Annotated in this window: 23 protein-coding genes and 1 pseudogene; 13 read left to right on the top strand and 11 right to left on the bottom strand. The window is 59.3% G+C overall.

Going from position 1 to position 23719, the window contains the following annotated elements:
* The first annotated feature begins 31 nt into the window (after positions 1 to 31).
* The 6 genes from FFM53_RS31610 to FFM53_RS31580 all read left to right on the top strand — a co-directional run bounded on the left by FFM53_RS31610 (position 32) and on the right by FFM53_RS31580 (position 4800).
* Positions 32 to 1102 carry a YcaO-like family protein gene (locus FFM53_RS31610; RefSeq protein ID WP_343075055.1) on the top strand — a complete coding sequence of 357 codons (1071 nt, stop codon included), beginning with the start codon at positions 32 to 34 and terminating at the stop codon, positions 1100 to 1102.
* A complete protein-coding gene (locus FFM53_RS31605; protein ID WP_138389735.1) occupies positions 1092 to 1859 on the top strand; it encodes a TfuA-like protein in 768 nt (255 codons plus the stop codon). Before FFM53_RS31610 ends, FFM53_RS31605 begins: the two co-directional genes overlap by 11 nt.
* A 50-nt stretch (positions 1860 to 1909) precedes the next feature.
* Entirely contained in the window at positions 1910 to 3115 is a 1206-nt protein-coding gene (locus FFM53_RS31600) for a gluzincin family metallopeptidase (RefSeq protein WP_246413330.1), read from the top strand.
* A 20-nt stretch (positions 3116 to 3135) separates the two neighbouring features.
* On the top strand, positions 3136 to 3627 hold the full coding sequence (locus FFM53_RS31595; RefSeq protein ID WP_138389736.1) for a hypothetical protein: 492 nt from the start codon (positions 3136 to 3138) through the stop codon (positions 3625 to 3627).
* Between the two features lie 11 nt (positions 3628 to 3638).
* A complete protein-coding gene (locus FFM53_RS31590) occupies positions 3639 to 4088 on the top strand; it encodes a hypothetical protein (RefSeq protein ID WP_138389737.1) in 450 nt (149 codons plus the stop codon).
* A gap of 412 nt (positions 4089 to 4500) precedes the next feature.
* A complete protein-coding gene (locus tag FFM53_RS31580) occupies positions 4501 to 4800 on the top strand; it encodes a hypothetical protein (RefSeq protein ID WP_138389738.1) in 300 nt (99 codons plus the stop codon).
* Between the two features lie 137 nt (positions 4801 to 4937).
* Here the strand turns inward: FFM53_RS31580 and FFM53_RS31575 are convergent, their stop codons facing one another.
* Positions 4938 to 5834, bottom strand: a complete 897-nt coding sequence (locus FFM53_RS31575) for a GGDEF domain-containing protein (protein ID WP_138389739.1) — start codon at positions 5832 to 5834, stop codon at positions 4938 to 4940.
* Positions 5835 to 6038: 204 nt separating this feature from the next.
* On the opposite strand from FFM53_RS31575, the gene FFM53_RS31570 reads away from it, so the two are divergent.
* Positions 6039 to 6473, top strand: a complete 435-nt coding sequence (locus tag FFM53_RS31570; protein WP_138389740.1) for a hypothetical protein — start codon at positions 6039 to 6041, stop codon at positions 6471 to 6473.
* A gap of 756 nt (positions 6474 to 7229) precedes the next feature.
* Here the strand turns inward: FFM53_RS31570 and FFM53_RS31565 are convergent.
* The 9 genes from FFM53_RS31565 to melA (FFM53_RS31525) form a co-directional block, all read right to left on the bottom strand.
* Positions 7230 to 7451, bottom strand: coding sequence for a hypothetical protein (locus FFM53_RS31565; protein ID WP_129419412.1), 222 nt, complete (start codon positions 7449 to 7451; stop codon positions 7230 to 7232).
* A 210-nt stretch (positions 7452 to 7661) separates the two neighbouring features.
* Positions 7662 to 7868, bottom strand: coding sequence for a hypothetical protein (locus FFM53_RS31560; protein WP_138389741.1), 207 nt, complete (start codon positions 7866 to 7868; stop codon positions 7662 to 7664).
* 64 nt (positions 7869 to 7932) lie between these two features.
* Positions 7933 to 8172 carry a DUF982 domain-containing protein gene (locus tag FFM53_RS31555; protein WP_138389742.1) on the bottom strand — a complete coding sequence of 80 codons (240 nt, stop codon included), beginning with the start codon at positions 8170 to 8172 and terminating at the stop codon, positions 7933 to 7935.
* A gap of 357 nt (positions 8173 to 8529) precedes the next feature.
* Complete coding sequence (gene melA, locus FFM53_RS31550; RefSeq protein ID WP_138389743.1) at positions 8530 to 9900, bottom strand: alpha-glucosidase/alpha-galactosidase; 1371 nt, start codon at positions 9898 to 9900, stop codon at positions 8530 to 8532.
* Between the two features lie 22 nt (positions 9901 to 9922).
* Positions 9923 to 11590 carry an ABC transporter ATP-binding protein gene (locus tag FFM53_RS31545; protein ID WP_064655319.1) on the bottom strand — a complete coding sequence of 556 codons (1668 nt, stop codon included), beginning with the start codon at positions 11588 to 11590 and terminating at the stop codon, positions 9923 to 9925.
* A gap of 10 nt (positions 11591 to 11600) precedes the next feature.
* Entirely contained in the window at positions 11601 to 12737 is a 1137-nt protein-coding gene (locus FFM53_RS31540) for an ABC transporter permease (RefSeq protein WP_138389744.1), read from the bottom strand.
* 1 nt (position 12738) lies between these two features.
* Entirely contained in the window at positions 12739 to 13746 is a 1008-nt protein-coding gene (locus tag FFM53_RS31535) for an ABC transporter permease (protein ID WP_026188757.1), read from the bottom strand.
* Between the two features lie 177 nt (positions 13747 to 13923).
* Positions 13924 to 16011 (bottom strand): ABC transporter substrate-binding protein, encoded by a 2088-nt coding sequence (locus FFM53_RS31530; RefSeq protein WP_138389745.1) that lies wholly within the window; start codon positions 16009 to 16011, stop codon positions 13924 to 13926.
* A gap of 124 nt (positions 16012 to 16135) precedes the next feature.
* Positions 16136 to 17602: an alpha-glucosidase/alpha-galactosidase gene (melA, locus tag FFM53_RS31525; RefSeq protein WP_138389746.1), complete on the bottom strand. Its 1467-nt coding sequence runs from the start codon at positions 17600 to 17602 to the stop codon at positions 16136 to 16138.
* Positions 17603 to 17662: 60 nt separating this feature from the next.
* Between melA (FFM53_RS31525) and FFM53_RS31520 the strand changes: the two genes are divergently transcribed.
* Positions 17663 to 18688 carry an AraC family transcriptional regulator gene (locus FFM53_RS31520; protein WP_173883703.1) on the top strand — a complete coding sequence of 342 codons (1026 nt, stop codon included), beginning with the start codon at positions 17663 to 17665 and terminating at the stop codon, positions 18686 to 18688.
* A 25-nt stretch (positions 18689 to 18713) separates the two neighbouring features.
* Here FFM53_RS31520 and FFM53_RS31515 read toward each other — a convergent pair whose 3' ends face one another.
* On the bottom strand, positions 18714 to 19775 hold the full coding sequence (locus tag FFM53_RS31515) for a class I SAM-dependent methyltransferase (RefSeq protein WP_138389747.1): 1062 nt from the start codon (positions 19773 to 19775) through the stop codon (positions 18714 to 18716).
* 246 nt (positions 19776 to 20021) lie between these two features.
* On the opposite strand from FFM53_RS31515, the gene FFM53_RS31510 reads away from it, so the two are divergent.
* From FFM53_RS31510 to FFM53_RS31490, 5 genes and pseudogenes are all read left to right on the top strand, one after another.
* The gene (locus FFM53_RS31510; RefSeq protein WP_105009339.1) at positions 20022 to 20342 is read left to right on the top strand and encodes a helix-turn-helix domain-containing protein; all 321 of its coding nucleotides are present in this window, start codon (positions 20022 to 20024) and stop codon (positions 20340 to 20342) included.
* 3 nt (positions 20343 to 20345) lie between these two features.
* Positions 20346 to 20606, top strand: coding sequence for a hypothetical protein (locus FFM53_RS31505; protein WP_025397793.1), 261 nt, complete (start codon positions 20346 to 20348; stop codon positions 20604 to 20606).
* A gap of 9 nt (positions 20607 to 20615) precedes the next feature.
* Positions 20616 to 20855, top strand: coding sequence for a hypothetical protein (locus FFM53_RS31500; protein ID WP_072641856.1), 240 nt, complete (start codon positions 20616 to 20618; stop codon positions 20853 to 20855).
* A 34-nt stretch (positions 20856 to 20889) separates the two neighbouring features.
* Positions 20890 to 21030, top strand: a pseudogene (locus tag FFM53_RS36645) (bifunctional methylenetetrahydrofolate dehydrogenase/methenyltetrahydrofolate cyclohydrolase); the annotation flags it as partial.
* A gap of 103 nt (positions 21031 to 21133) precedes the next feature.
* Positions 21134 to 23695 (top strand): GcvT family protein, encoded by a 2562-nt coding sequence (locus tag FFM53_RS31490; protein WP_138389749.1) that lies wholly within the window; start codon positions 21134 to 21136, stop codon positions 23693 to 23695.
* Positions 23696 to 23719: the final 24 nt, after the last annotated feature.

Below are 23719 nucleotides of genomic sequence, written 5' to 3'. Positions count from 1 at the left end.
GCCCGATCCTTGGCAGACAGCGAAGAGGATTTTGGCGCGGAAGAACGAATTTGGCATCACAAGGTTGGGCTCGGTTACCAATCTGGACTGGATCGGAATCCCAGTCGTTCAGGTAGTTCGCCCCCAATCTTTGTCGGTGACGGTAAGCCAAGGTAAAGGCATGACTTTTCCCTTGGCCGCAATATCAGCGTTAATGGAGTCCCTTGAAGGTTGGGCTTCAGAACGGATCGCCCCTGACTCGATATTCACGGCGCCCTTTCGCGAAAGCAAAGAACAAGGGCTCTGGTCACATCTTGGCGTCAGAGACACCGCCGAGACGCTGACTTGGATAGATGGGGTCGATCTGTTCTCTGGCCTGAAAACCTCAGTTCCGTTAGGGCTGGTGGATACCGCCTACACGATACCATCCCCTCACCCAAAGTGGGTTCCGCGCGATACATCGGGCCTTGCGGCCAGCGCGAGCGTCCAACACGCGGTCCTCCACGCCTGCTTCGAGATTTTGGAGCGTCAAGCCCGCTGTTCGGCACTGGAAACTCCGCATTTCTTTGACCGTTTCCAAATAAACACTCAATCCGTTACCGCAGGGCTTTCCGGCGAAATCGTGATCAAGGTGCGTGCTGCGGGCTTTGGGGTTGGCATTTGGCGGATTCCAACGGCGCATGAGTTCCCCGTCTACTGGGTTCATATCATGGAGAATGGGGAGCAAGCGCCGTTTGCTCCGTTGCCCGCTGAAGGATTTGGATGTGCCTTCACTCACGATAATGCTTTGGCCAGCGCTCTTCTTGAAGCGTGTCAGTCCAGACTAGGCGTCATTTCAGCGGCCCGAGAGGATGTTAGGACCGATCTCTATAGCTATCCCGGGGCTTCCGAACTGGCGGGTTGGCGGGCCCAGTTAGCAAAGGGTGAGCGGACGTATCAGACAGACGTAAACAACGGACCTCTGGAGGATCCGCTAAGACGGATATTGACGGCTCTTCAGCTTGCGGGCGCTCAGGCGGCAATTCTTGTCCATCTACACTCCGATGAACGAATACCGCTTCATGTAGCGAAAGTGATTGCTCCCCCCTTAGAAACCAATCCGGAGTTCCATCTTGCGTGGTGATGTCGTCATTTTTCTCGGCCCAACCATTAGCGCCGCTGAGGCACGGCTGCACATGGACGCCCGCTACCTCCCTCCCGCAGGGTGTGGAGATGTTGTTCGAGCGGTGGTTCAATACGCTCCATCCACAATTGCTCTCATCGACGGAGTATTCGCCCAGTCACCAGCGGTTCGCCATCAAGAAATCCTCTGGGCGATGTCGCAGGGGGTCCGGCTCTATGGTGCGGCAAGCATAGGCGCCCTTCGGGCGGCTGAGCTTGCGCCATTCGGCATGACCGGGCACGGGCTGATCTTCAGATGGTATCGTAGAAACGTTCTCGCCGACGACGCCGACGTCGCGGTACCCATGGCTCCTTCCGACATGGGCTCCAAGGGGATAGGCGAAGCGCTGTTCGACATCAGGATGACTTTAAAAAGAGCAGAGCGTGAAGGCATCATAGAGAGAAAAGTCCGCCAGCAACTTGAGGAACTATCACGTTCCCTTCACTTCATGACCAGAAGCCTCCATAAACTCATGTCGGTCGCCGATGTAAGTCTCGGGCCTATTGAACAGCTTGGTGCTCTGAAGGCTTGGCTGGCAAACGGATTCGTAGCCCAGAAGAGAGCTGATGCGATCGGTTTACTCAGATACCTCAGTAGCAACAAATACATCACGGAAGCCCCACCATGTAGTCCCGAATTTAAACTCACCGAGGCATTCGCGTACGATATGGATTACTACAATTTGTCGGACGCAGTATTGTCTAAAGGCGCGTTGTAGTGGTATGATACTTTATCGCTTATGTGGGCAATGAAGCGGTGGGGGCGACGTTGGATGCGATTACACATCCAGAAGGCGCAGGTGGGGCAGCTTTCGAGCCGTCACTGGGAACCCGATTTCTCATTTTTCCGCAACCGCCATTTATTCCAGGTTATGAAAAGCCCGAGGTGGTGTGGATCGGAGCGTCTGCGGGCCCGATTCTCGCAGGGCCGTCGGACAGCCGGATGTACGTCGCAAATCCGATTGAGCCGAAAATCCCTTACGCATCGCCGAATCTGCCCCCATATCGGGGGGTTTTGAGGCCGCCAGCAGAACCCGGCCCCGACGGCCATTTTGACCACATCGGTCCCGACTCCCCCGCTTTCCTTTCGACACACAGCTTTGCCTGTGCACGTCGTGTTCTCGATATTTGTGAGAGCTACGTTGGGCACCCAATAGGCTGGTTTTTTGAACCTACAGTCGAACGTCTTGAGATTATTCCACGGATTCCACACTGGGAGAACGCACAATCCGGATTTGGTTTCCTTGAATTGGGCGAGAGCGAGCCAGAAACGCCGACTTCATATTTTGCCCTGAACTTTGACGCGATCGCTCATGAAATCGGCCACCTTATTTTGCTGAGCGAACTCGGAATTCTTGAGGGAGACGGTCGCGGCTGCGATTTCTTTGCCTACCATGAATCGATAGCCGATTTCATATCTTTGCTGGGGCTACTGCAATTCGACACGGCAGTTGATCGGCTACTCCGTCGAACTAAGGGGAATCTTCTCCTGCACAATGAACTGGACAGATTCGCCGAGTTAAGCGACGAGAAGCAACTTCGATCGTTCAACAATTCACTTAAGATGCGTGATGTTAGCGGCGAGGTTCACGACCAATCGAAGCCGTTTGCTGCGGCCCTCTTCGACTGCCTCATTGAGGTCTACCAATCGCTCCTGTTCGAACGCGGTCTATCTGATCTCAATCCAAAACGTTTCTCAGATCTGCGGCAACAGCTAGCGCCTGCCCTTATGGATGAAGCGATGCGGACGTCCAGGTCGTCTTACGAGCTACGCCACTTTGCCGCTAAGGCCGCCCTTGAGGAAGCAAGAGATATCGTTGGGGAAGCTGTAATGCGCTCATGGGCTTACCTTGAACCGGACAGCATCACCTTTGCAGCTGCTGCAGAAGCCTTTCTCGAAGCCAGCTATCGGGAGCGTGGCAATGCATACCTCCAACAACTTGAAGATTGCATGAGGTGGCGTGGAATTCTTTGACAATTTTTCGGGAGGCATCGATGAGAGATAGAGACGACGTCCCAGCACCAGCAACGGATCGTTACGAGGCTGACGCTCTGATTATTTATGGTGTGAAATTGAATGAGACATTTGATTACGCGAGCTTCGACATCGGCGAAGGACAACTCAACGCGGTTCGGCTCCAGTTGTATCGAGAGGACAAGGTTCCTTACGCCTACAAGTCAAGAGAGTATTCAGTTGTTCTTGCTTATGGCTACGCTTTCGAAGGTCACTGCTATCGATTTGATACAAATCGCGTGTTCCTTATTAAGAAAGCATCGCCGAAACCGGCCGTCGGTTGTGGGTTCGACGGCTTGGGTTACAAAATGTGGCGTATTCGGGCATCGACTGCGTTGCTCGAACTTACCACAAACTATGGTGATGCGCGTTCACTCATCCTTGATGCAAATTTACCGGGCAAACGATCCCCCAGTTCCTACGCAATCACCTTGAGGATGGCGCACCGTGACGGTCGTTTGAACCGAGATTGATGGAGAATGTGATGACCTATTTCGTTGAAGTAACGGTTGGGAAGTGCTCAGTTTTTTCCATTTACGATCTCGCTGGCGGCTTTTGCGAAGATAGCGAGGGCAAAAAAATCAAAGACCTGGAACTACCGAGCGGCAAAACGTTCGACATCGATGTTGACGAGGGAGAAAAGGGGGACCCTGGCCAAATCAAAGTGACCGGGACGCTAGACGGCGATACTGACGAAACGGTCAGGCTTTACGAAATCCGGAAATCGGACGGTGAAATCACGTTTCCTAACGAAGGCGTCGTCTACTCTACACACGGTTCCGATTCCTCGCACAAAACAACCGTCGAGATGATCCGCGAAAACCCTAAGTTTGATGACTTCGTCTCAGCCGTCGGGAACAGATTCAATACGCTCGGATCTCAAGAAAAGTATCCTCGGGAGGAGGATAACTCGGGTCATCAAGACGGCAAGTGAAATATTGCAGGCTCCCGAAGAACAGACATATAGGCCCGTCGGGGAGTAGCCGAATACTCGGCTCCTCCACGGTCAAATAACCATAAAAACAGAGCATGCTTCGTAATGGCCCGGTGATGGCGGAGATCCCGCAAACGGGCGACTGAGGCGTCATTTTCAGCGGCAGTTCGTGGAGAAGCCCCTGGGCGTACGATGACGGCATCGAGTTCCCGCGCAAGCCGCCGACCTGAGAGCGACATGTCGGCGACCAGCTTCAGGCATTCGGGGGTGAAGTCGTCGACAACGGCCAGGACCCAAAAGCGGCGGCCATCTTCCTCCGGCCCGACAGACAATCGGTTCTGCAAACTTTCAATTGACCGTTTCCGATGGCGAGGCGACACTTGCAACCTGCAGCGAGGCAGGAGGAAAGACGATGGACGACACAGACCGCTGGCGCGACATGGCAAGCGCACCGAGAGACGGTAGCAGGATCCTCGTCACGATTCGCCCGTCCGAACAGGGGCCGGCAGAAGTTGACCTGGCCTATTGGTCGCATGGCGATCAGTTCGGTGCAGAAGGCTGGCGCGCCTCTGATTCCTCGCCCGGGCACATCATCGAATATGCCGAGCCGGAATTGAAGTGTTGGATGCCGATGCCCTCGGCCAATCGCACCTCGATGCCCTCCCCCTGGGAAGGCGACGATGAGCAGGAGCTTCACGGGTCGGGAATTTAAGAAATCGCGTCCACTCACATTGGTTCCTGCCTCAGCGAACAGGTCTCACATCGCCGTCCGCCACGACTGCGGCGCGCGACGAAGTGCCTGCTCTGAGAACGGCACACCAAATTGAGGTTCAACCGTAGCCCAGGCGCCTACGCTGCGCGCACCCTGTCCCGGCCGCTTAACTTGGCGGCATAGAGTGCTTGATCGGCGCGTCGATAAAGGTCCGACGCGCTGTCTGACGGGACACAAGCGGCGATGCCGGCAGAACAGGTGTAGCTGAAGTCGGGAGATTCAGGCAGAGGCCGGGAGAAGCGGATCACCGTCAGCATGCACTCGACGATGGCAATGGCGTCTTCCGGCCCGGTTGCCGGCATCACGAGCAGGAATTCTTCTCCGCCGACCCGCCCAAAACAATCGTTGCGGCGAACATTCTGATGAATGCGATGCGCAAAATCGCGCAGGACGACGTCCCCGGCATGGTGACCAAGCCGATCGTTGATGTGTTTGAAATTGTCGATGTCGAATACGGCAAGGCATCCATTGTTTCCGTGCTGGGCGGCTGCCAGCATGTCGTCGACGCGTGCCATCACAAAGCGGCGGTTGGCGACACCTGTGAGCTCGTCGGTGTAAGAAGCCTTGATCGCCTGATCGCGATCTTGCCGGACAGTCCTGCCATGCGCTCGCAAACTGGTGATGTTGCTCGCAATGCACAACATCCAACCGTTCTTCTTGACCGCCTCGGTCATCCAGAACCACCGGCCATCGTAGAGGTCCGTCTCGAAAGCTCGATAGCCGATCTTGCCACGGCGCGACTGCGTCGACCGCAGCCACTCGTCGAAATTGCTCGTCTGAATGACCGTGCCTCGCCGCAGCTCAAAATTGCGCCGCATGAGATCCGGCCAGAGTGGCGTTTCATCGGGCTCGATGAAATAGACCGAACGAAAGGCGCCGTTGGCGTATTGCAGCCGGTCATCACCATCGTAAACGGCAATCAGCGTCTCGGTGCGTGCAGAAAGGTGCAGAAGCTGTTCGAATATCTCGTCCATACCGAACCCTGTCTGGTTGCCTTGGCATGAGATGGTGCAGAAACCTTATGAGAAAAGAGCCTGTCAGCAAGCAAAGGCGCCTCCAGTGATTACGGAAACGTCAACGAGACGCCGTGCCCAATCGTGATTGGACATCGGCTGCGACCTGAGCGACGCTGTTTTGGGGAGGCGGACCATCTATTTTTCCGGAGATAGGAGGCCGAAATGGAACAGTACGCACTCGATCAGTTGAAAACCATCGCCAAGGTCAGCCCGACCTGCAAGCGCCTGGAAATAACGCGGCGCGAACGGCTTGAACGCTGGGCCGAAAGTCTGGAACGCAGCCCGAGACCGTTTCTGAAGACGCTACACGAAACCGAATATCAGCCGATGGCAGATCGGCTTGCTCTCAGGGATGACGGCACCCCGATCTCCGTTGCATTCGCTGATCCCATTCTGCGGGCGGCAGGAATGGAAAACGATAGCTATGGAGAAGCCAAACGGTTCTTCGAACTCAGCGACGAACAATTGCATGATCTTGTGTGCTTCTGCCATTTCGGTGAACGCGTCAGTGCGGCAGTCGTCGCCCGCCGTTTGCGTAAGATGTCAGGCTCCAAATCAAGTGGGTTTTTCGCTCAGCTTCGTGCGTTCTTTGGCTGATTGAGGCTAGAGGCCACCATCTGACGTGCTGGTCGGGGATGCATCGATCCCCGACGCGGGTGGCACGTGCGACGACCGAAGCCAGACCGGTCGGGTCGTTGCTCCTGCGGCATCGACTATCGCTGACATTTTGAGGGGGCAGATTTCTGAAGCGGCTCCTGCTGGTCAGCTGCCGGGTCCAGGTTTTCTGCGCTGGCCGACCACGCCCCCTAGGGACTTGCGTCAGGGCGTTCACCAGCAGCACCCACATCTATGTCAGCGTGCTGGGGAAAGATGCCTCGCCGAGCGACTATCCCGTCAGGGAGAGGCTTGAAGAGGCCGTATCGCTACTTACCGCCAGCTAACCACGCGCTTGCCATTGTAGGTGATTTAACGGAAAATCCTCGGCATGGCCCTTGAGGCCTGGGCAGCCTGCCATGATCGGAGAACGCCGTGCCTCTGAAAAACATTTTGGCCGCAGCAGCAATCGTCTTCATGACACTCGCAGGATGCGCAACTAGCGGATCGGACAACACAACCTATGCACAGCCGCAGGGGATAGGCCCAGTTCGCGGTGAGATAGGCGGTTACTAGCCCATCGAGAGTGTTTCGACCGCTTTAGAAACACGGCCTGGCTGTTTACGACGAACCAACCTCGGCGCTCGATCCGATATCATCGTCGCTGTCCGCGGAGGAAGGCATGACGATGATGCTGGGCCGCAGCCGACGTGACAAATGCAGAGGCGTCGGTTCCGTGCGACAGTAGGGCTTTAAGCCTCAATATTGTCGAGCATCGAATTCCTCAATCGTTTCCGGGTCCTGCTTATATTCCCATTGCACACCGTTCAGCCGGCGCCAGATTTGTCCCGATGGGTTTCGGCCGGCGGCGTCGACGAGTGGCACCGGGAGGAGTGACTCGTGCTTGTGCCAGAGTGTGACGTCAGTGACGCTAGCCTGCTTGGGCTTCCGGAACAGGTTGAAAAGGAGTGCGAAGTCCATGGCCGATTTTCCCCAAGGGATCCGACTATAGGGGCTTTTTAGGTACTTTCAAGTACCATAATTTTGGGAACCCGACGCGCGGAAAATATCGGCGCCACTGCTCACGAGTAGCATGCGTCATAGATCGAACAAAGGTCAGCTAGGGGCCCGATTGCGAACGCAGCAAAGCGGCCTCTGAGGTAGCACAGACGTCTCCAATTCCAGAAGCGCCTACATATCCGCGTTGTCGTTGAACGGCAGTCCGCGAGTTCTCCATTCGTCCCTCAGTATATCTTCCAGGTCCTCGACCGTGAATTCGTCGAAGTTTGCCCAGAGCTGCACGGCCAGCGCCTTCAAATTCGACGTTGTTTCTGAGTCAGCTTCGGCCGCCGCGGCAAGCCGATAGATTTCCTGGCGGAGTGCATCAATCTCTGTCATGTCGCTCCTCATGGCACTGCGCCAGCACCTCCTGTTCGATGGCAGGCAACGAACAAGGTAATCCCTAAGTTTGTCGCAGGATGCCGGCCTCCTTCGCCGCAGCCTCAAACGCAGCTCGCGCTTCCGCACCGGGAACAACGCCATTCGCCGCGTCCAGGCATACCTTCCGCGCTGTCGCGTAGCTCGGGCTTCTGTTGTCGGGCCAGGATTTCTTCAAAAATGCGACCGCCTCTCGAGCGCTCCTGATGACGTGAAAACGATCATCTATCTTCAATTCGACGTTCGCATCCCAGATGCTGATCATGGCGTCCTCCGTGGGGCAGGCTTCCCACAAACGTATATTAGGAAGATCTGTTCCAAGCGGACGATCCGGCCGGAATTTCGGCAGCAGCATGAGGCTCTTTCGTTTTAACCCAACAACCGCTCGCGATAGCCGTCGCTGTCGCGCTGCGTCCTACCGCCGTGCTTCGAAAGCTTCGCCTTATCTTCGGTTAAGCGCCTTCGATTCGGCTCTGAAGGTGCATTCAAGAAAGTGGTGACAGGATGTCGATCCGGCCAGGCGAGTCACGTCCCCAAATCGCAAAACGTCCCATCCCCACGCAAAGAGCCCCGCGGTTGTTGCGACCGCGGGGCTCCTTGACGCCTTACCCGGGAGAGGGGGTCAGGCGGCCTGTACCTTGCGGGCCGTGCGTGCCCATTCGGGCAGCCAGTCGCCGTGAGTGGTGAGCAGATCGTCGACCAGCGACCAGATCTGGTCGAGGTCGAGTTCGGCGGCCGTATGCGGGTCCATCATCGCGGCGTGGTAGATGTGCTCGCGATTTTCCGTCATCAGCGCCTGCACCGTCAGTTCCTGGACGTTGATATTGGTGCGGATCAGCGCGGTCAGCTGCGGCGGCAGGTCGCCGATGAAGGTCGGCTGGATGCCGGAGGCATCGACGAGGCAAGGCACTTCGGCGGCGCAATTGGTCGGCAGCGAGGTGATGCAGCCATTATTGCGGACATTGCCGTAGATCACCGAGGGTTCGCCGGTCCAGACCGAGTTGATGATCGAGGAGGCATATTCCTTCGACGGCGCGACCTCGATCTTGTCGGCTGAGCGATAGGCCTCGGCCTGGCCTTTCCAGCGCTCGATCTGCTCGATGCAACGCTTCGGATATTCATCGAGCGGAATGCCGAATTTCTCGATCAGGTCGTCGCGGCCCTCCTTGATGAAATAGGGCGTATATTCGGCGAAATGCTCCGAGCTTTCGGTGACGAAATAGCCGAGCCGCGTCAGCATCTCGTAGCGCACCTTGTTCGGGCAGCGCGGGTTCCAGCCGGGCTTCGGCGCCCTGCCCTCGCGATAGGCGCGCAAAAGGTCGGGGTAGAGATTGCGGTAGGAACCGTCCGGCTGGCGATGCTCGAACTTGAGATAGAAGGCCATGTGGTTGATGCCGGCCGCCCGGTAGCGGATTTCCTCGTAGGGAATGTCGAGATCGTGGGCCAGTTCCATCGCCGTGCCCTGCACCGAGTGGCAGAGGCCGACCTGGCGGATGGTCGGATATTTCTCGGCGATTGCCCAGGTGTTGATCGCCATCGGGTTGACATATTGCAGCATGATCGCCTCGGGGCAGACGGCGAGCATATCCTCGCAGACCTTCCAGAGATGCGGCACGGTGCGAAGCCCGCGCATGATACCGCCGACGCCGAGCGTATCGGCGATCGTCTGACGCAGCCCGTATTTCTTCGGCACCTCGAAATCGGTGACCGTGCAGGGCTCATAGCCGCCGATCTGGAAGGCGACGACGACGAAATCGGCGTCCGCAAGCGCCTTGCGCTGGTCGGAATAGGTCTCGGCCTTCGCCTTCACGCCAAGCGTCGAGATCAGCTTGTTGACGACGATGGCGCTTTCTTCCAGCCGCTGCGGATTGAGGTCCATCAGGGCGATCGTCGCACCCGACAGCGCGGGACGCTGCAACACGTCGCCGACGATGTTCTTCATGAAGACGGTGGAGCCTGCTCCGATGAAAGTGATTTTGGGATTTGCTGCCATTATAACCTCCGGCATTCTGCAATCATGCTACCTCGAAAGCGGCCTTGACGAGCCGTTCGGTGTAGGCGGTCTTGGGATGGGTGAGAACTTCGTTGACGGGGCCCTCTTCGACGATCTTGCCATGCTGCATGACGATGACGCGATGGCAGAGAGCCCTGACGACCTTGAGATCGTGGGAGATGAACAGGTAACTTAAGCCCCGCTCGTCCTGCAGCTTGCGCAGGAGTTCGATGATCTGCGCCTGGACGGAAAGGTCGAGCGCCGATGTCGGCTCGTCGAGCAGGATGAATTCCGGCTCGAGCGCGATGGCGCGGGCAATGGCGATGCGCTGGCGCTGGCCGCCGGAAAATTCGTGCGGGAAGCGCGACAGGATATGGCCGGGCATGCCGGCGGCAATCAGCGCTTCGCGCACCCGGTCCTGCCGTTCGGCCTTGGTTGCGCCCAGCCTGTTGACGACGAGACCTTCCTCGATGATCTGGCCGATCGTCATCCGCGGGTTGAGCGATGAGAAAGGATCCTGGAACACCACCTGCATGCGGGCGCGCAAGGGCCGCATCTCGGCCCTGGAAAGGCCGTGGATCGGCTGATGGTCGAAATGGATCTCACCGCTGTCGGGCGTGTTCAGCCGCAGGATCGCCTGGCCGAACGTCGTCTTGCCGGAGCCGGATTCACCGACCAGCCCCAGCGTCTCGTGACGGCGCAGCGTCAGGTCGAGGCTATCGACGGCGACAAGCTCACGCATCGCCGGCTTGAGAAAGGTACCGTGACGCATCATGAAGGAGACGCGCACGCCCTTGGCATCGAGGATGACATCCGACCCTTCGGGCAGCGGATTGGCCTGGCCACGCGGCTCGGAGGCGAGCAGATGCTTGGTATAGGCGTCCTGCGGATTGGCAAAGAGAGCTTCGGTGGTGTTGTGCTCGCGCACTTCGCCGTACTGCATCACATAGACGTAATCAGAGAACTGCCGCACGACGGTCAGGTCGTGGGTGATGAGGATGACGGCCATCCCCAGTTCTTTCTGCAGGTTGCGGATCAGGTTCAGGATCTGCGCCTGCACGGTGACGTCGAGCGCCGTCGTCGGCTCGTCGGCGATCAGCACGTCGGGGTCGTTGGCAAGCGCCATGGCGATCATCACGCGCTGGCGCTGGCCGCCGGAAAGCTGATGCGGATATTGCATCAGCCGCGCGGCGGGATCGGGGATCTGCACATGTTCCAGCAGTTCGAGCGCGCGCTTTTGCGCATCCCTCTTGCTGATCCGGCGATGCACGCGGATCGCTTCGACGATCTGGCTGCCGATCGTGTAGATCGGGTTCAGCGAGCTCATCGGCTCCTGGAAGATCATCGAGATGCGGTCGCCGCGCAGCTTGCGGCGCGCCCGCTCGGAAAATTTCAAGATGTTGCTGCCGTCATAGGCGACCGTCGATTTCTCGGAGACGACGGCGCGCTTCGACAACAGCCCCATCACCGTGCGCGCCGTTACCGATTTGCCCGAACCGGATTCACCGACGATCGCGATCGTCTCGCCGCGATAGAGCTGGAAGGAGACGTCCTTGACGGCTTCGACCATGCCGTCTTCGACCTTGAAATTCACCGCCACATTGCGGGCGTCGATAATCGGCGTGTCCGAACGGCCATCATGGTCGTGGCGGACGGGCGGGGCGAAGGAATTGACCAGTGCAAGAGCCATATCAATCACCTCAATAAGGATCGACCGCGTCGCGCAATCCGTCACCGAGCGCATTGAATGCGAAGACGGTGATGAGCACGAAGCCGACGGGGGAGAGAATCCAGGGATAGGAGCCGATCACCGAATAGGTCGCCGTATCCTGCAGCATCAGCCCCCAGGAGATCAGCGGCGGCTTGACGGCAAAGCCCAAGAAACCGAGGAAGGATTCGAGCAGTACGACGCTCGGTATATGCAGCGTCACCGCGACGATGACATGGCTCATCACGTTCGGAAAGATGTGCTGCATGATGATGCGCGTGTCGGTGGCCCCGACGGCCATCGCTGCCCTGACATAATCGATGCGGGCGAGTGCCAAGGTCTTGCCGCGCACCTCGCGCGACATCTGCGCCCAGCCGAGCGCCGACATCACGGCGATGACGAAGGCAAGGAAGACGTTGGTCGGCGCCGTCACCGGGATCAGCGAGGTCAGCGCCAGATAGAGCGGCAGTTGCGGGAAGGCGAGCACCAGTTCGACAAAACGCTGCAGCCAGACATCGAATGTGCCGCCGAAATAGCCGGATACCATGCCGACGGTCGTGCCGATGATGGTGACGATGAAGACCACCGTCAGCGCAATGGTCAGCGAAATGCGCGAGCCGATGATGGCACGCGACAGCACGTCGCGGCCGAACTTGTCGGTGCCGAGGAAATGCACCGGCTGGCCGTCGGTCGAGCCGAAAAAGTGCCGGTTGGCCGGGATCAAGCCGAGGAGCCGGTATTCAGCGCCCTTGACGAAGAAGCCGAGCAGCCGCGGGTTGTCATAGTCGATGCCGACAATCGGCTGGAAGGTGACCGGGTCGAGCTCTTCGGAGTCCGACAGCGCGTAGACGCGCGGCTGGAAGACGAAATTGCCGTCCTTGTCGTGGAAGCTCATCACCTGCGGCGGCGCGAAGCCGACATCGGTCGCCTTCGGGTCCATCGGCGCAAAGAAATCGGCAAAGATCGCCATGACAAGCAGCAGCACGACGAGCACCAGCCCTGCCATGCCGGTCCACGAGCGCCTCAGCCGGCGCCAGACAAGGGCGATATAGCTCTCATGCCCACGCGATTGTTTTTTGGTCTCGATGTCGGTTGTCGGCGGCGTGGCAGAAGAGTCGAAAGCCAACATCTCAGGCTCCTCCATATTGGCGGACGCGGGGATCGAGCAAAGCGAGCAGCATGTCGGCGATGATGTTGCCGACGATCAGCGTCGCCGACAGCACCATCATGAAGGTAGCGGTGACATAGACGTCGCCGACCGCCATCGAGCCGACGATCGCCGGGCCGACGGTCGGCAGCGCGAAAATGATCGCGGTTTCGATCTCGCCGGTCAGCATGTAGGGCAACACGACGCCCTGGTACATCACCAGCGGGTGCAGCGCATTTGGCACCGCATGGCGCATCACCACGGCTGCGCCGGAAAGCCCCTTGGCCTTGGCCGTCTCGACATATTGGGCATTCAGCGTATCGAGCAGATTGCCGCGCATGACGCGCATATTGTAGGCGAGCCCACCGAAGGTGGCGATCGCCACGACCGGCCAGACATGGTGGACGAGATCGACGAATTTCGCCCAGGACCAAGGCGCCCCGCCATATTGCGGCGAGAAGAAGCTGCCGATTTCGGAGACGTTAAGCTGGAAAACCAGGAGATAGACGATGATCAGCGCCATCAGGAAGCGCGGCACCGTCATGCCGAGGAAGGAAATCCCCGAAAGCAGGCTGTCGATCCAGCTGTATTGGCGCGTCGCCGCCCAGATGCCGAAGCCGATGCCGAGCACCGAGGCAAAGAGATGGCAGACAAGCGCCAGAAGCAATGTCCGCGGCAGGCGTTCACCGACGACATCGGCGACCGGCTTGTTGTAAAACATGCTGTAACCGAAATCGCCGCGCGTCACGATCCCGCCGATCCAGTTGACGTACTGGACGACCAGCGGCTTATCGAGGCCATGTTCAACCCGGTAGAGCTGCGCCTGCGCTTCGGCCTGGGCATAGGAGGCGCCGCCCTGGTTGATCAGCTGGGAGCGGATGTAATCGGCGTAGTCGCCGGGCGGGGCCTGGATGATCGCGAAAGTCACCACGCTCAGGATGAAGAGAATGGGGATCGCAGAGGCTATGCGCACGAGCAGGAATCGTAACATCGAACGGTTCGCTTCTCCTTGCCGCCAGTCGCTCCTTGTCAGCGCGGCCGGCTTGTTGGTTTTGCCCGGCCGCGCGCTGCACGCGCGGCCGGAAGCTCACTTCAGCTGGGAGGGAGCTCTCCAGCGCGTCGCATCACATGCGACGCGCTTTAACTCTTTGTTTCCGGGCGGCATGCATCAGTTTATGGGACCCTTTTCGCCGGGCTTGCCGGGCAGCTGTTCGGGGAACAGTTCGTATTTGCCCTGCTTGTCGGCCGCCACCCACAGGCGTTCGCGGATCACCGAATCTTCAGCCCAGTTGAACATCATGATCGGCGTACCCTGGGGCACGTTGGAGAACCGCTTGTTGACGATCAGGGCGCCCGGATATTCCGTCAGGCCGACGGTGTTGACGTGCTCCGTCGAGATCTTCTGATACTGCTTCATCAGATCGACGCGCTCGTCGTTGTTCTGGCTCGTCCTGAACTTGTTGACGACGTCGACAAGCTCCTTTTCGAAGGGCATCAGATCGAGCTGATCATCCTTGCCGGCGCGATGGTGCCAGCTGGTGCGCGGGCCGACAGGGGCAAGCTGTTCGGTATTCTGCACCACCGACGACAGTTCCGTCGTGTTGCGCTGGATCAGCCAGTCGAAGCGGCCGGCATAATGGGCGTCGTCACGCTTTGCGCCGTCGAGCGAATTGATGACGATCTTCAGCCCAAGTTTCTCCATCTGGCCGACGACACCTTCGGCAAGGCTCTTGTCGGTCGTGTACTGATTGTTAATCAGCATGACGATTTCGACATCCTTGCCGCCGAGCGTCCCGGCCGGGAAGTTCACGATGCCGTTGCCGTCGGTGTCCTTAAGACCGGCTTTGGCGAGTTCCGCCTTGGCGCCCTCAAGATCAAAGGGGTAGTAGACGGTCGAGTTGCGGTCGTAGAAGCTGGTGCCGGAGGAGAGCCCACCGGGATAGATCGCGGTGAACGGTCCCTTGACCAGCGAGTCGCCGATTGCCTTGCGGTCGAGCGCCATGGTGACGGCCTTGCGGAAGTCCTCGTTGCGGTTCAGCTCGCGGATCGCCTCACCGCGCTCGTCCGGGCTGCCCCAGCCGTTGGCGGAGAAGTTCATGCGGAGATTGTAGCCGATCAGGCGCGGGCCGAAGGCAAGGCGGGCGGGCGCCGTTTCTTCCGCGGCACGCTTCAGCGAGGCGACGAAGTTTTCCGGCTGTTCGAGGTTCGAGAAATCGGCGGATCCTGCCACGGCCTGAACGTCACGGTCGGCCCAGGTCGAGAGCTTGTAGTGCAGCTCATTCAGATAGGGGAGCTGATCGCCCTTCTCGTCGACCTTCCAGTAATAGGGGTTGCGGCGCATGACGATGATGTCGTCCGGGCGATATTCGACCGGTACCCAGGCGCCCATGACCGGCATGTTCATGAACTCGGGCGGGAAGGCGTTCTTGAACTGGTCGTAGGTGTTCTTCGAATATTTCGGATGCTTCGCCTTCAGGATGTGCGACGGACCCGGGCAGAAATTCGGGTAGGACATCGTGTAGAGATATTGCTTCGGGAAGGCCTCCTTGAAGGTCCATTCGACGGTGTAATCGTCGACCTTCTTCAGCGTCGTCCCGGCGCCGAAGGCTTCCGGCGAGGCGCCGCCGCCGAGCGGCGAGACGTTCGGGTCGACGACTTCATCGTCCCAGTAGAACATGATGTCGTCGGCATTGAACGGCGCGCCGTCCGACCATTTGGCGCCTTCGATCAGGTGCATGGTCAGCTTATGGCCGTCTTGCGACCAATCCCAGCTCTTGGCGAGGTTCGGCAACGGCTCGGTGTCTGAGGCCTGCACCTGGAACAGCGGCGCAGTGCGCGTCAGGCATTCGGAAAGGCCGATATCGATGCCGCCCCAGCCCTGCGTCTGGCCGGCGCCGTAGTTCCAGCCTTCCGGCCGGCCGCCGATGACGTGGCGCATTGTATCGCCGTAGACGCCGATGCCGTCGGGCATATTGCCTGTCTTAAAGACCAGCGGCTCCTTCGGCAGGCGATCCTTGACCGGCGGCAGCTTGCCGGTGGCGACGAAATTCTTCGTGACCCAGTCGGGCTCGTGATATTCGGGCAGCGCCTTGAACTCCAGGATGGAGTCGCGCGCCACATAGTTGATCTTGCCTTCGGCGGGGAAGTCCGCCGGTGCAGGTGGGATGGTTGGCTCGGAGGCATAGGCATTCATCGCCGCGGCTGAGACGCTGAGCGCCAGTCCGGCCAGAATGCCTGCGTTACGGAAATTCATCATCGTTTCTCCCTCTTGTTCCGGAGCGCGGGTTGCGCGGCTCCTTTTTCCTCGAACGACATGAAAGCGGGCCCGACGTCATGGATTTCCCTCCCGGAAACCCATGACGACCCATCCTTCAAGAAAATCAGACGGCCTGTTTCAGCGCCGCCTTTTCCGCGCGCAGCTCCTCGATCGAGCGAACGTTGCGGCGTGCGGCCCCCGCCCAGTCGCGGGTCTGCACCTTCGATTTCGACAGCCGCTCCTTGGCGGCCGGCACGGCATGCGCATATTGCGGCAGCCAGCGCGCCTCGGCAACGACCATTTCATCGACCATCTGCCAGACCTCTTCCGGCGTCGAGACGGCGCCGACCAGCGGATCGTGCAGCACGGCAAGCTTCAAGAGGTCGATATCACCCGATATTGCCGCATGCACCGACATGCGTTGGACGTTGATCGACGCGATGCAGGTGGCCGCACAGGCTTCCGGCAGGGTGACGCCGGAGACCATGTTGATGCCGAAGCGATCGACGAAGCCGGGCGATTCGATGATCGCATCGGACGGCAGGTTGGTGATGACGCCATTGTTCTTGACGTTGAAATGGCCGCGATAGACCCGGTTCGTCTCCAGCGCCTCGAGGATATGGCTTGCATGTTCGTTCGAGCGCTTGGCGGGATCGATCGGCTTTGCGGCGGATTCCAGGAATTGCGGATATTCCGTCTCGAACCAGTTGCGCGTTTCGGTGGAATGGCGGAGGTAGCCGCCGGTCTCGCCGTGGATCCAGTCGGACATGTCGATCCAGCGGGTGATCTCGTCAGGCCGCTTGCGATACCAGGGCAGGTATTCCGAGAGATGGCCGTTGCTTTCGGTGGAATAGACGCCGAAACGCTTCAGCACGTCGATGCGCAATTTTTCCTGCTGCGAATAGACCGGATGCGCCTCGAAAGCGGCGACCAGTTCGTCCTTGCCGATCCTGCGGCCGTTGAGGCGCAGGTCGATGAACCAGGTCTGGTGGTTGATGCCGGAGCAGATATAGTCGAGCTCGCTCAGCGACTTCGCGCCGAGCACCTCGGCAATCTGTTCGGCGCCATGCTGGACGCCGTGGCAGAGACCGACGGTGTCGACCTTGCCATATTCGATCGCCGCCCAGGTGTTCATCGCCATCGGGTTGGCATAGTTCAGGAATTTCGCGCCGGGCTCGGCGACCTCGCGGATATCCTTGCAGAAGTCGAGGATGACCGGGATGTTGCGCTGGCCATAGAGAATGCCGCCGGCACAGATCGTATCGCCGACGCACTGGTCGATGCCGTACTTCAGCGGGATTCTGATATCATCGGCATAGGCCTCGAGCCCACCGACCCGGACGCAGCTGATGATGTAGCGCGCGCCTTCCAGCGCCTGGCGCCGGTTGGTCGTCGCCGTCACCTTCGTCGGCAGCCCGTTCGCCTCGACGACGCGGTCGAGGATCGCCTTGATCATTTCCAGATTATGCTCGCTGAGATCCGTCAGCGCGAATTCGACGTCGCGAAACTCGGGAACGCACAATATATCGGTAAACAGCTTCTTGGTGAAACCGACGCTGCCCGCACCGATGATAGCGATTTTGAAACTCATGATCTTCACCTCGACCCAACCGAATGCTAAGGAAAAGAAGGTTATGGAGGATCAGGCCGCATGCTGACGCATGTGGCTGAAAACGCCGTAAAATCTGCCTTTTTCCTCCCGGCCGCTCTATCGGCCGTGGTCTCTTCCTCTTGTCGGCCGGGATTATGCCCGAAATCGGCAGGGCGACCAGAGAAGGATTATGCTTTCAGGGGTAAATTTGTGCTGCAGGATTTGATCGCCAACGGACAGTCGATGAGGACGGTTTCGCTGCCCCGCGGCCGCCAGCGATTGCACGCCATGCCGACCAGCGCCGGCTACGAAGTGCGCGAGAACGAGAGCTATGACTGGGACGGCCGCCGGCGCGGCCAGACGCCCTTCACCGTGCTGCAGCACACGATCAGCGGCAGCGGCCAGCTGCGCTACCAGCACCGCAACTATCGCCTTCAGGGCGGCGACACGCTGCTCGTTCTGGTGCCGCACAATCATCGCTACTGGCTGGAGAAGGGCGATCGCTGGGAATATTTCTGGATCTCGATGAATGGCGAGGAAACCCTGCGCATCCACCAGATGGTGCTTTCCACCGCCGGCCCGGTGCTGAAGCTGCAGCCCTCGACCATCGACCATCTCGCCGATTGCAGCCTGCGCCTCGTCAAGGGCGCGACGTCGCCGGGTGCTGCCTCGGCGATTGCCTATGAAGCGGCGATGGCGCTTTACGACGATGTCTTCGGCTCGCCGGCCTTTGCCGCCGAGCTCAGCTTCATGCAGCCGGTGATCGACCATATCAACGCCAATCTCGAAAAGGCGCTACCGGTCAGCGAGCTTGCCAGCATCGTCGGCCTCAGCCGCGCGCATTTCTCGCGCAGCTTTGCCGAGAGCGAGGGCATGCCGCCGGCCGAATTCGTGCTGCAGCAACGCCTGCAGCGCGCCGTCAAGCTTCTGACCAAGGCCGACTTCCTGCCGGTCAAGGAAGTCGCCATCATGTGCGGCTTCGAGGACCCCAACTATTTCTCCAAGGTCTTCCGCCGCGTCTACGGCACCAATCCCACCGAATTCCGCACGACGGGCATGTATGCCAGCATCGGAAAACTGAGATAGCCGGCCGCCTGGCAACCCAGAACCTTCAGGCCCGCACCTCGAACACCATGTTGAACGGCGTTTCCGTGGCGCGGCGGAAATGCGTGAATCCGGCGTCGAGCGCGACCTTTCGAAGCTTCATTTCTCCCGCCTGTGCGCCGAGCCCAAGCCCCACCTCCTGGGAGAGTGACGCCGGCGTGCAGATCATCGTCGATGCTCCGTAATAGACGCGGCCGACCGGATTGAGATTGTCCTTGAGATGGTCATGGGCAAAGGGCTCGACGATGAGCCAGGTGCCGTTCGGCCCAAGCGTTTCCTTGACATGCCGGCCGGCGCCGACCGGATCGCCCATGTCGTGAAGGCAGTCGAACATGGCGACCATATCATAGCCGCGCCCCGGAAATTCCGCCGCAGAGCCCTGCTGGAAGGTCACGCGGTCCGAAACACCCGCATCCTTCGCGGCGGCCTTTGCTCTTTCGATCGACGGGCCGTGATAGTCGAAGCCGGTGAAGCGGGAGGCGGGATAGGCCTGCGCCATCAGGATGGTCGATGCCCCATGACCGCAGCCGACATCGGCGACACTGGCGCCGGCCTTGAGCTTTGCCTCGACCCCGGCAAGAGCCGGAATCCATTCGGCCACGAGATGGCTGTTGTAGCCCGGGCGAAAGAACCGTTCGGTGCCTCGGAAAAGGCAGGTGCTGTGCTCATGCCAGCCGAGACCCTTGCCGGTACGGAAAGCATCGGCGACCTTAGACTCGTCCATCCACATGGATTGCACGACCTCGAAGGCGCCGACGAAAAAGGCCGGGCTGTTTTCCTCGGCAAACACCATCGCCTGTTCCGGCGTCAGGCTGAAACGATCGGTCTTTTCATCGTAAGCGACATAATCGGCAGCCGCCTGGGCGCTCAGCCATTCCCTGAGATAACGCTCCTTTATCCCCGTTTTCGCGGCAAGGTCCTGGACGCTCATCGGCGTTCCGTCGGCCATCGCCTTATAGATTCCGACCTGGTCGCCAAGCACGACCAAGGCCCCTGACATGGCGGCGCCGACGTCGCCAACAAGACGACCGACAAGCGCATCGAGTTTTTGCATATCTGGCTCACGCATTGTTACCTCCCGGGTGCGTGATAAAGGTAATCTAAATTAGACTTTAATAATATTCAGTCAATCAACCTGGTCGTTCGATAGATGAGCGTGGAGTATTAAAGGCCGAAAGAATGGAATAGGCCCATTCCAGGGCTCACAACATGCTGTGCCGTCATGCACCTGCTCTCATCATCGCTTGTATCGAGATTACGTTTTTAATATAATCTCCCCGAGGCAGAATCACACTTTTGATGCAAGGTTATTGTTTTGTGTCTATCTTCCGCTCAATGCCGCGCTGCTCGTGCCCTTTTGGCATGGTCTCAGGACGATCTGTCATCGGCATCGAAAGTCGCCAAAGCGACGATCGCTAATTTCGAGGCCGGCAAGCGCTCTCCCTACGAACGGACCCTGCAGGATATGAAGCACGCCCTGGAAGGCGGCGGCGTCATTTTCATCCCCGAAAATGGCGGGGGTGCGGGTGTTCGCCTTGCGAAACGCGCCGATGCGTCGATCGACACGAATGAAACCGAGACGGTTCAATATGAAGAATATCTCAAAAACGACGCACCGCCCGGTGCAGGTGGCTGAATGATGGCAAAGAAAGAGAAGCTCGAACACTCCGAACTGGCGGGAGAATTCACCGATGACGGGATCACCGTGCTCGTCGATATCTTCCGCACATCCGGCAGCAATGAAGACTGGACGATGGAGGTGGTCACGCAGGCGGAAGACCTGATCCGCTGGGACGAGCCATTTGCGACCGACCGGGATGCCTTCGACGAATTCCTGGCCGTCGTCGCGCGCGACGGCATTCGATCGTTTCTCGAAGATGAAGAACCATCCGTGCATTGAGGGTATCTTGTGAAAAGCATCAACGATCTCGTCGCATCAGCGAAAACCGTCTGCGATCGATACCGGGCCGGGCGGATGGAGCGCGAGACCGTGCGGGAATGGGTTCTCGGACTTGGCGCCTATCCGCCGCCGCATGGTGACCGCGTGCGCGAAGCTGCGGACTGGTTCCGGCTGCACAATCGCGAGCCTGTTTCCGAAGACATCGTGCTGGTCGACATCGACCGACTTGCAGCGATTGCGGCGCCGTGATCCGGGCAGGCCGGCGCTGTTTTGCGGTTGCCTCGCCGCCTCGATCCGGACTGGCGCAATTACGCCGTTACTAGGCGGCGTAGGACCAATGACGATCACGCGCCTTATGCATAATACCCTCATCGCAGCTTCCATGCGGAGCGGTCGAGGGGTTCCGCTGCTTCGGCAGACGTGACACTCCTTAGGACGCTGACATGGCTCCTGCATCTCACGCGCGAAGCGTACGTCAAGCGCGGTTAGGTCATTTTAATTCGTGCGATAAATAGAAGGAACAGCACGTGGCAGCATTTCCGGAAAAGGCAAAGGTCGTCATCATCGGGCTCGGCGGTATCGTCGGCGCCTCCATCGCGCATCATCTCGTCGAGCGGGGATGGGACGATATCGTCGGCATCGATAAGTCGGGCATCCCGACAGATATCGGCTCGACAGCCCATGCCTCGGACTTCTGTTACACCACGAGCCACGACTATCTGTCGGTCTGGACCACGCAATATTCGATCGATTTCTACGAGAAGATGGGCCATTACGCCCGCATTGGCGGCCTCGAAGTGGCGCGCACCGGCGACGATACCTGGATGGAGGAAATCAAGCGCAAGCTTTCCTCGGCACGCGCTTTCGGCACCCGCGCTCATTATGTCAGCCCTTCCGAGATCAAGGAGAAGTTCCCGCTGATCGAGGAAGATCAGGTGATGGGCGGCCTTTACGATCCGGATGCCGGCCTCGTCATTCCGCGCTCGCAGACCGTTGCCGGCAAGCTGGTCGATGCCGCCGAAAAGGCCGGCAAGCTTAAGGTGTTCGGCAATACGCCGGCGAAGTCGCTGATCGTCGAAGGCGGCCGCATCAAGGGCGTCGTCACCCATCGCGGCACTGTTATGGCCGACCACGTCATCGTCTGTGCCGGCCTCTGGGGGCGCCTGATCGCGGAGATGGTCGGCGAAGACCTGCCGGTCATGCCGGTCGATCACCCGCTCACCTTCTTCGGCCCGTACAATGAATTCGAAGGCACCGGCAAGGAAATCGGCTTCCCGCTGCTGCGCGACCAGGGCAACTCCGCCTATATGCGCGATACCGGCGACCCGGCAACGACGGAGGGCGGCCAGATCGAGTGGGGCTATTACGAAGCCACCAATCCGCGCATGTGCCATCCGCGCGATATTCTCGAAAAACACGAAGCGCGCCTTTCGCCCTCGCAGCGTGACCTCGAGATGGAACAGATCATCGAGCCGCTCGAGCGCGCCATGGAACTGACGCCGATCCTCGGCGAACTCGGCTATAACGAGGGTCACTCCTTCAACGGCCTGCTGCAGGTTTCGGCCGGCGGCGGCGCATCCTGCGGCGAGAGCCAGAAGGTGCGCGGTCTCTGGTATTGCGTTGCCATCTGGGTCAAGGACGGCCCGGGCTATGGCAAGCTGATCGCCGACTGGATGACCGATGGCCGCACTGAAATCGATCACAACAGCATCGACTACGCTCGCTTCTATCCGCATCAACTGACGGAAGAGTTCATCGAGGGCCGCTGCTACGAAGCCGCCCAGAAGATCTATTTCCCGGCTGTTCACACCCGCGAACCCTATGCATCCGGCCGCAACGCCAAGCGCTCGCCCTTCTACGAGCGCGAAAAGGAGCTTGGCGGCTACTTCATGGAACTTGGCGGCTGGGAGCGTGCGCATGGCTACGCCGCCAACGAGCACCTTCTGGAGAAATACGCCGACCGCGTCCCGGTCCGCGAGAATGAATGGGACAGCCGCCATTTCTGGCGCGTTTCGAATGCCGAGCATCTGGCGATGAGCGAGGATTGCGGCATCGTCAACCTCAGCCACTTCCACATGGTCGATATCGAGGGACCTGACCATGTCGAACTGATGGAATGGCTGTGCGCCGCCAAGGTCGGTGGCGATGCGAACATCGGCAAGGGCGTTTACACCCACTTCCTCGACGACGAAGGCATGGTGCGCGCTGACTTCACCGTCTTCCGCATGGCCGACCGGTGCCGTCTCGTCAACGGCGCCGATGCCGGCCCGCGCGACCTGCACTATATGAAGCGCGTCGCCGAAGACCGCGGCCTTGACGTGATCATCACCGACGTCTCGGAAAAATTCGTGACGATCGGCATCTGGGGGCCGAACGCGCGCGACACGCTGAAGAAGGCCGTGGCCGATCCGGCCGGGCTCGATCAGGAAAACTTCGCCTTTGCGGCGATCAAGCCGATCGAAATCGCCGGTAAGCCAATCACCGCCTTCCGCATCTCCTATGTCGGCGAGCAGGGCTGGGAACTGCACATGAAGTACGAAGACGGCCTCGCCGTCTGGGATGCGCTGCGCTCGACCGGTGTGATGGCCTTCGGCGTCGAAACCTATGCAAACTCGCGCCGCATGGAAAAGAGCCTGCGCCTGCAGAACGCCGACCTCTTGACCCAGTACAACCTGATCGAAGCCGATCTCGCCCGTCCGAAGGTCAAGGAAGCCGATTTCCGCGGCAAGGCAAAACATCTGGAATACAAGGCGCGCGAGCACCAGCCGGCCATGCTCTGCACCCTTGTTATGACCGAGAATACCGACAAGTCAGGCGTGAAGCGTTATCCCGTCGGCAGCATGCCGGTTGTCGATCCCGCCACGGGAGAGGTTCTGGTCGACGAGCTTGGCCGTCGGTCGTACACGACCTCGGTCGCCTACGGCCCGACGGTCGGAAAGAACATTGCTTTGGCCTATCTACCCTGGTCGCATTGCCAGGTCGGACGCAGGCTGAATGTCGAGTATTTTGCCGAGACTTATCCGGTGGAGGTTGTCGGCGTCGGGTACAAGCCGATCTATGACCCAGAAAATCTGAAGCCGCGCACCTAAGCGCATCGGCCCCGCAAATCGGAA

The organism is Rhizobium indicum, assembly GCF_005862305.2.
GTDB classification, from domain to species: Bacteria; Pseudomonadota; Alphaproteobacteria; order Rhizobiales; family Rhizobiaceae; genus Rhizobium; species Rhizobium indicum.
This window is presented reverse-complemented; position numbering and strand designations above follow the sequence as displayed.

What these genes read in the sequence shown, in the direction of transcription:
- FFM53_RS31595 (WP_138389736.1), top strand. Translation starts at nt 3,136, where the DNA reads ATGAGAGATAGAGACGACGTCCCAGCACCAGCAACGGATCGTTACGAG.
- FFM53_RS31590 (WP_138389737.1), top strand. Translation starts at nt 3,639, where the DNA reads ATGACCTATTTCGTTGAAGTAACGGTTGGGAAGTGCTCAGTTTTTTCC.
- FFM53_RS31580 (WP_138389738.1), top strand. Translation starts at nt 4,501, where the DNA reads ATGGACGACACAGACCGCTGGCGCGACATGGCAAGCGCACCGAGAGAC.
- FFM53_RS31575 (WP_138389739.1), bottom strand. Translation starts at nt 5,834, where the DNA reads ATGGACGAGATATTCGAACAGCTTCTGCACCTTTCTGCACGCACCGAG.
- FFM53_RS31570 (WP_138389740.1), top strand. Translation starts at nt 6,039, where the DNA reads ATGGAACAGTACGCACTCGATCAGTTGAAAACCATCGCCAAGGTCAGC.
- FFM53_RS31565 (WP_129419412.1), bottom strand. Translation starts at nt 7,451, where the DNA reads ATGGACTTCGCACTCCTTTTCAACCTGTTCCGGAAGCCCAAGCAGGCT.
- FFM53_RS31560 (WP_138389741.1), bottom strand. Translation starts at nt 7,868, where the DNA reads ATGACAGAGATTGATGCACTCCGCCAGGAAATCTATCGGCTTGCCGCG.
- FFM53_RS31555 (WP_138389742.1), bottom strand. Translation starts at nt 8,172, where the DNA reads ATGATCAGCATCTGGGATGCGAACGTCGAATTGAAGATAGATGATCGT.
- melA (WP_138389743.1), bottom strand. Translation starts at nt 9,900, where the DNA reads ATGGCAGCAAATCCCAAAATCACTTTCATCGGAGCAGGCTCCACCGTC.
- FFM53_RS31545 (WP_064655319.1), bottom strand. Translation starts at nt 11,590, where the DNA reads ATGGCTCTTGCACTGGTCAATTCCTTCGCCCCGCCCGTCCGCCACGAC.
- FFM53_RS31540 (WP_138389744.1), bottom strand. Translation starts at nt 12,737, where the DNA reads ATGTTGGCTTTCGACTCTTCTGCCACGCCGCCGACAACCGACATCGAG.
- FFM53_RS31535 (WP_026188757.1), bottom strand. Translation starts at nt 13,746, where the DNA reads ATGTTACGATTCCTGCTCGTGCGCATAGCCTCTGCGATCCCCATTCTC.
- FFM53_RS31530 (WP_138389745.1), bottom strand. Translation starts at nt 16,011, where the DNA reads ATGATGAATTTCCGTAACGCAGGCATTCTGGCCGGACTGGCGCTCAGC.
- melA (WP_138389746.1), bottom strand. Translation starts at nt 17,602, where the DNA reads ATGAGTTTCAAAATCGCTATCATCGGTGCGGGCAGCGTCGGTTTCACC.
- FFM53_RS31520 (WP_173883703.1), top strand. Translation starts at nt 17,663, where the DNA reads ATGCTGACGCATGTGGCTGAAAACGCCGTAAAATCTGCCTTTTTCCTC.
- FFM53_RS31515 (WP_138389747.1), bottom strand. Translation starts at nt 19,775, where the DNA reads ATGCGTGAGCCAGATATGCAAAAACTCGATGCGCTTGTCGGTCGTCTT.
- FFM53_RS31505 (WP_025397793.1), top strand. Translation starts at nt 20,346, where the DNA reads ATGGCAAAGAAAGAGAAGCTCGAACACTCCGAACTGGCGGGAGAATTC.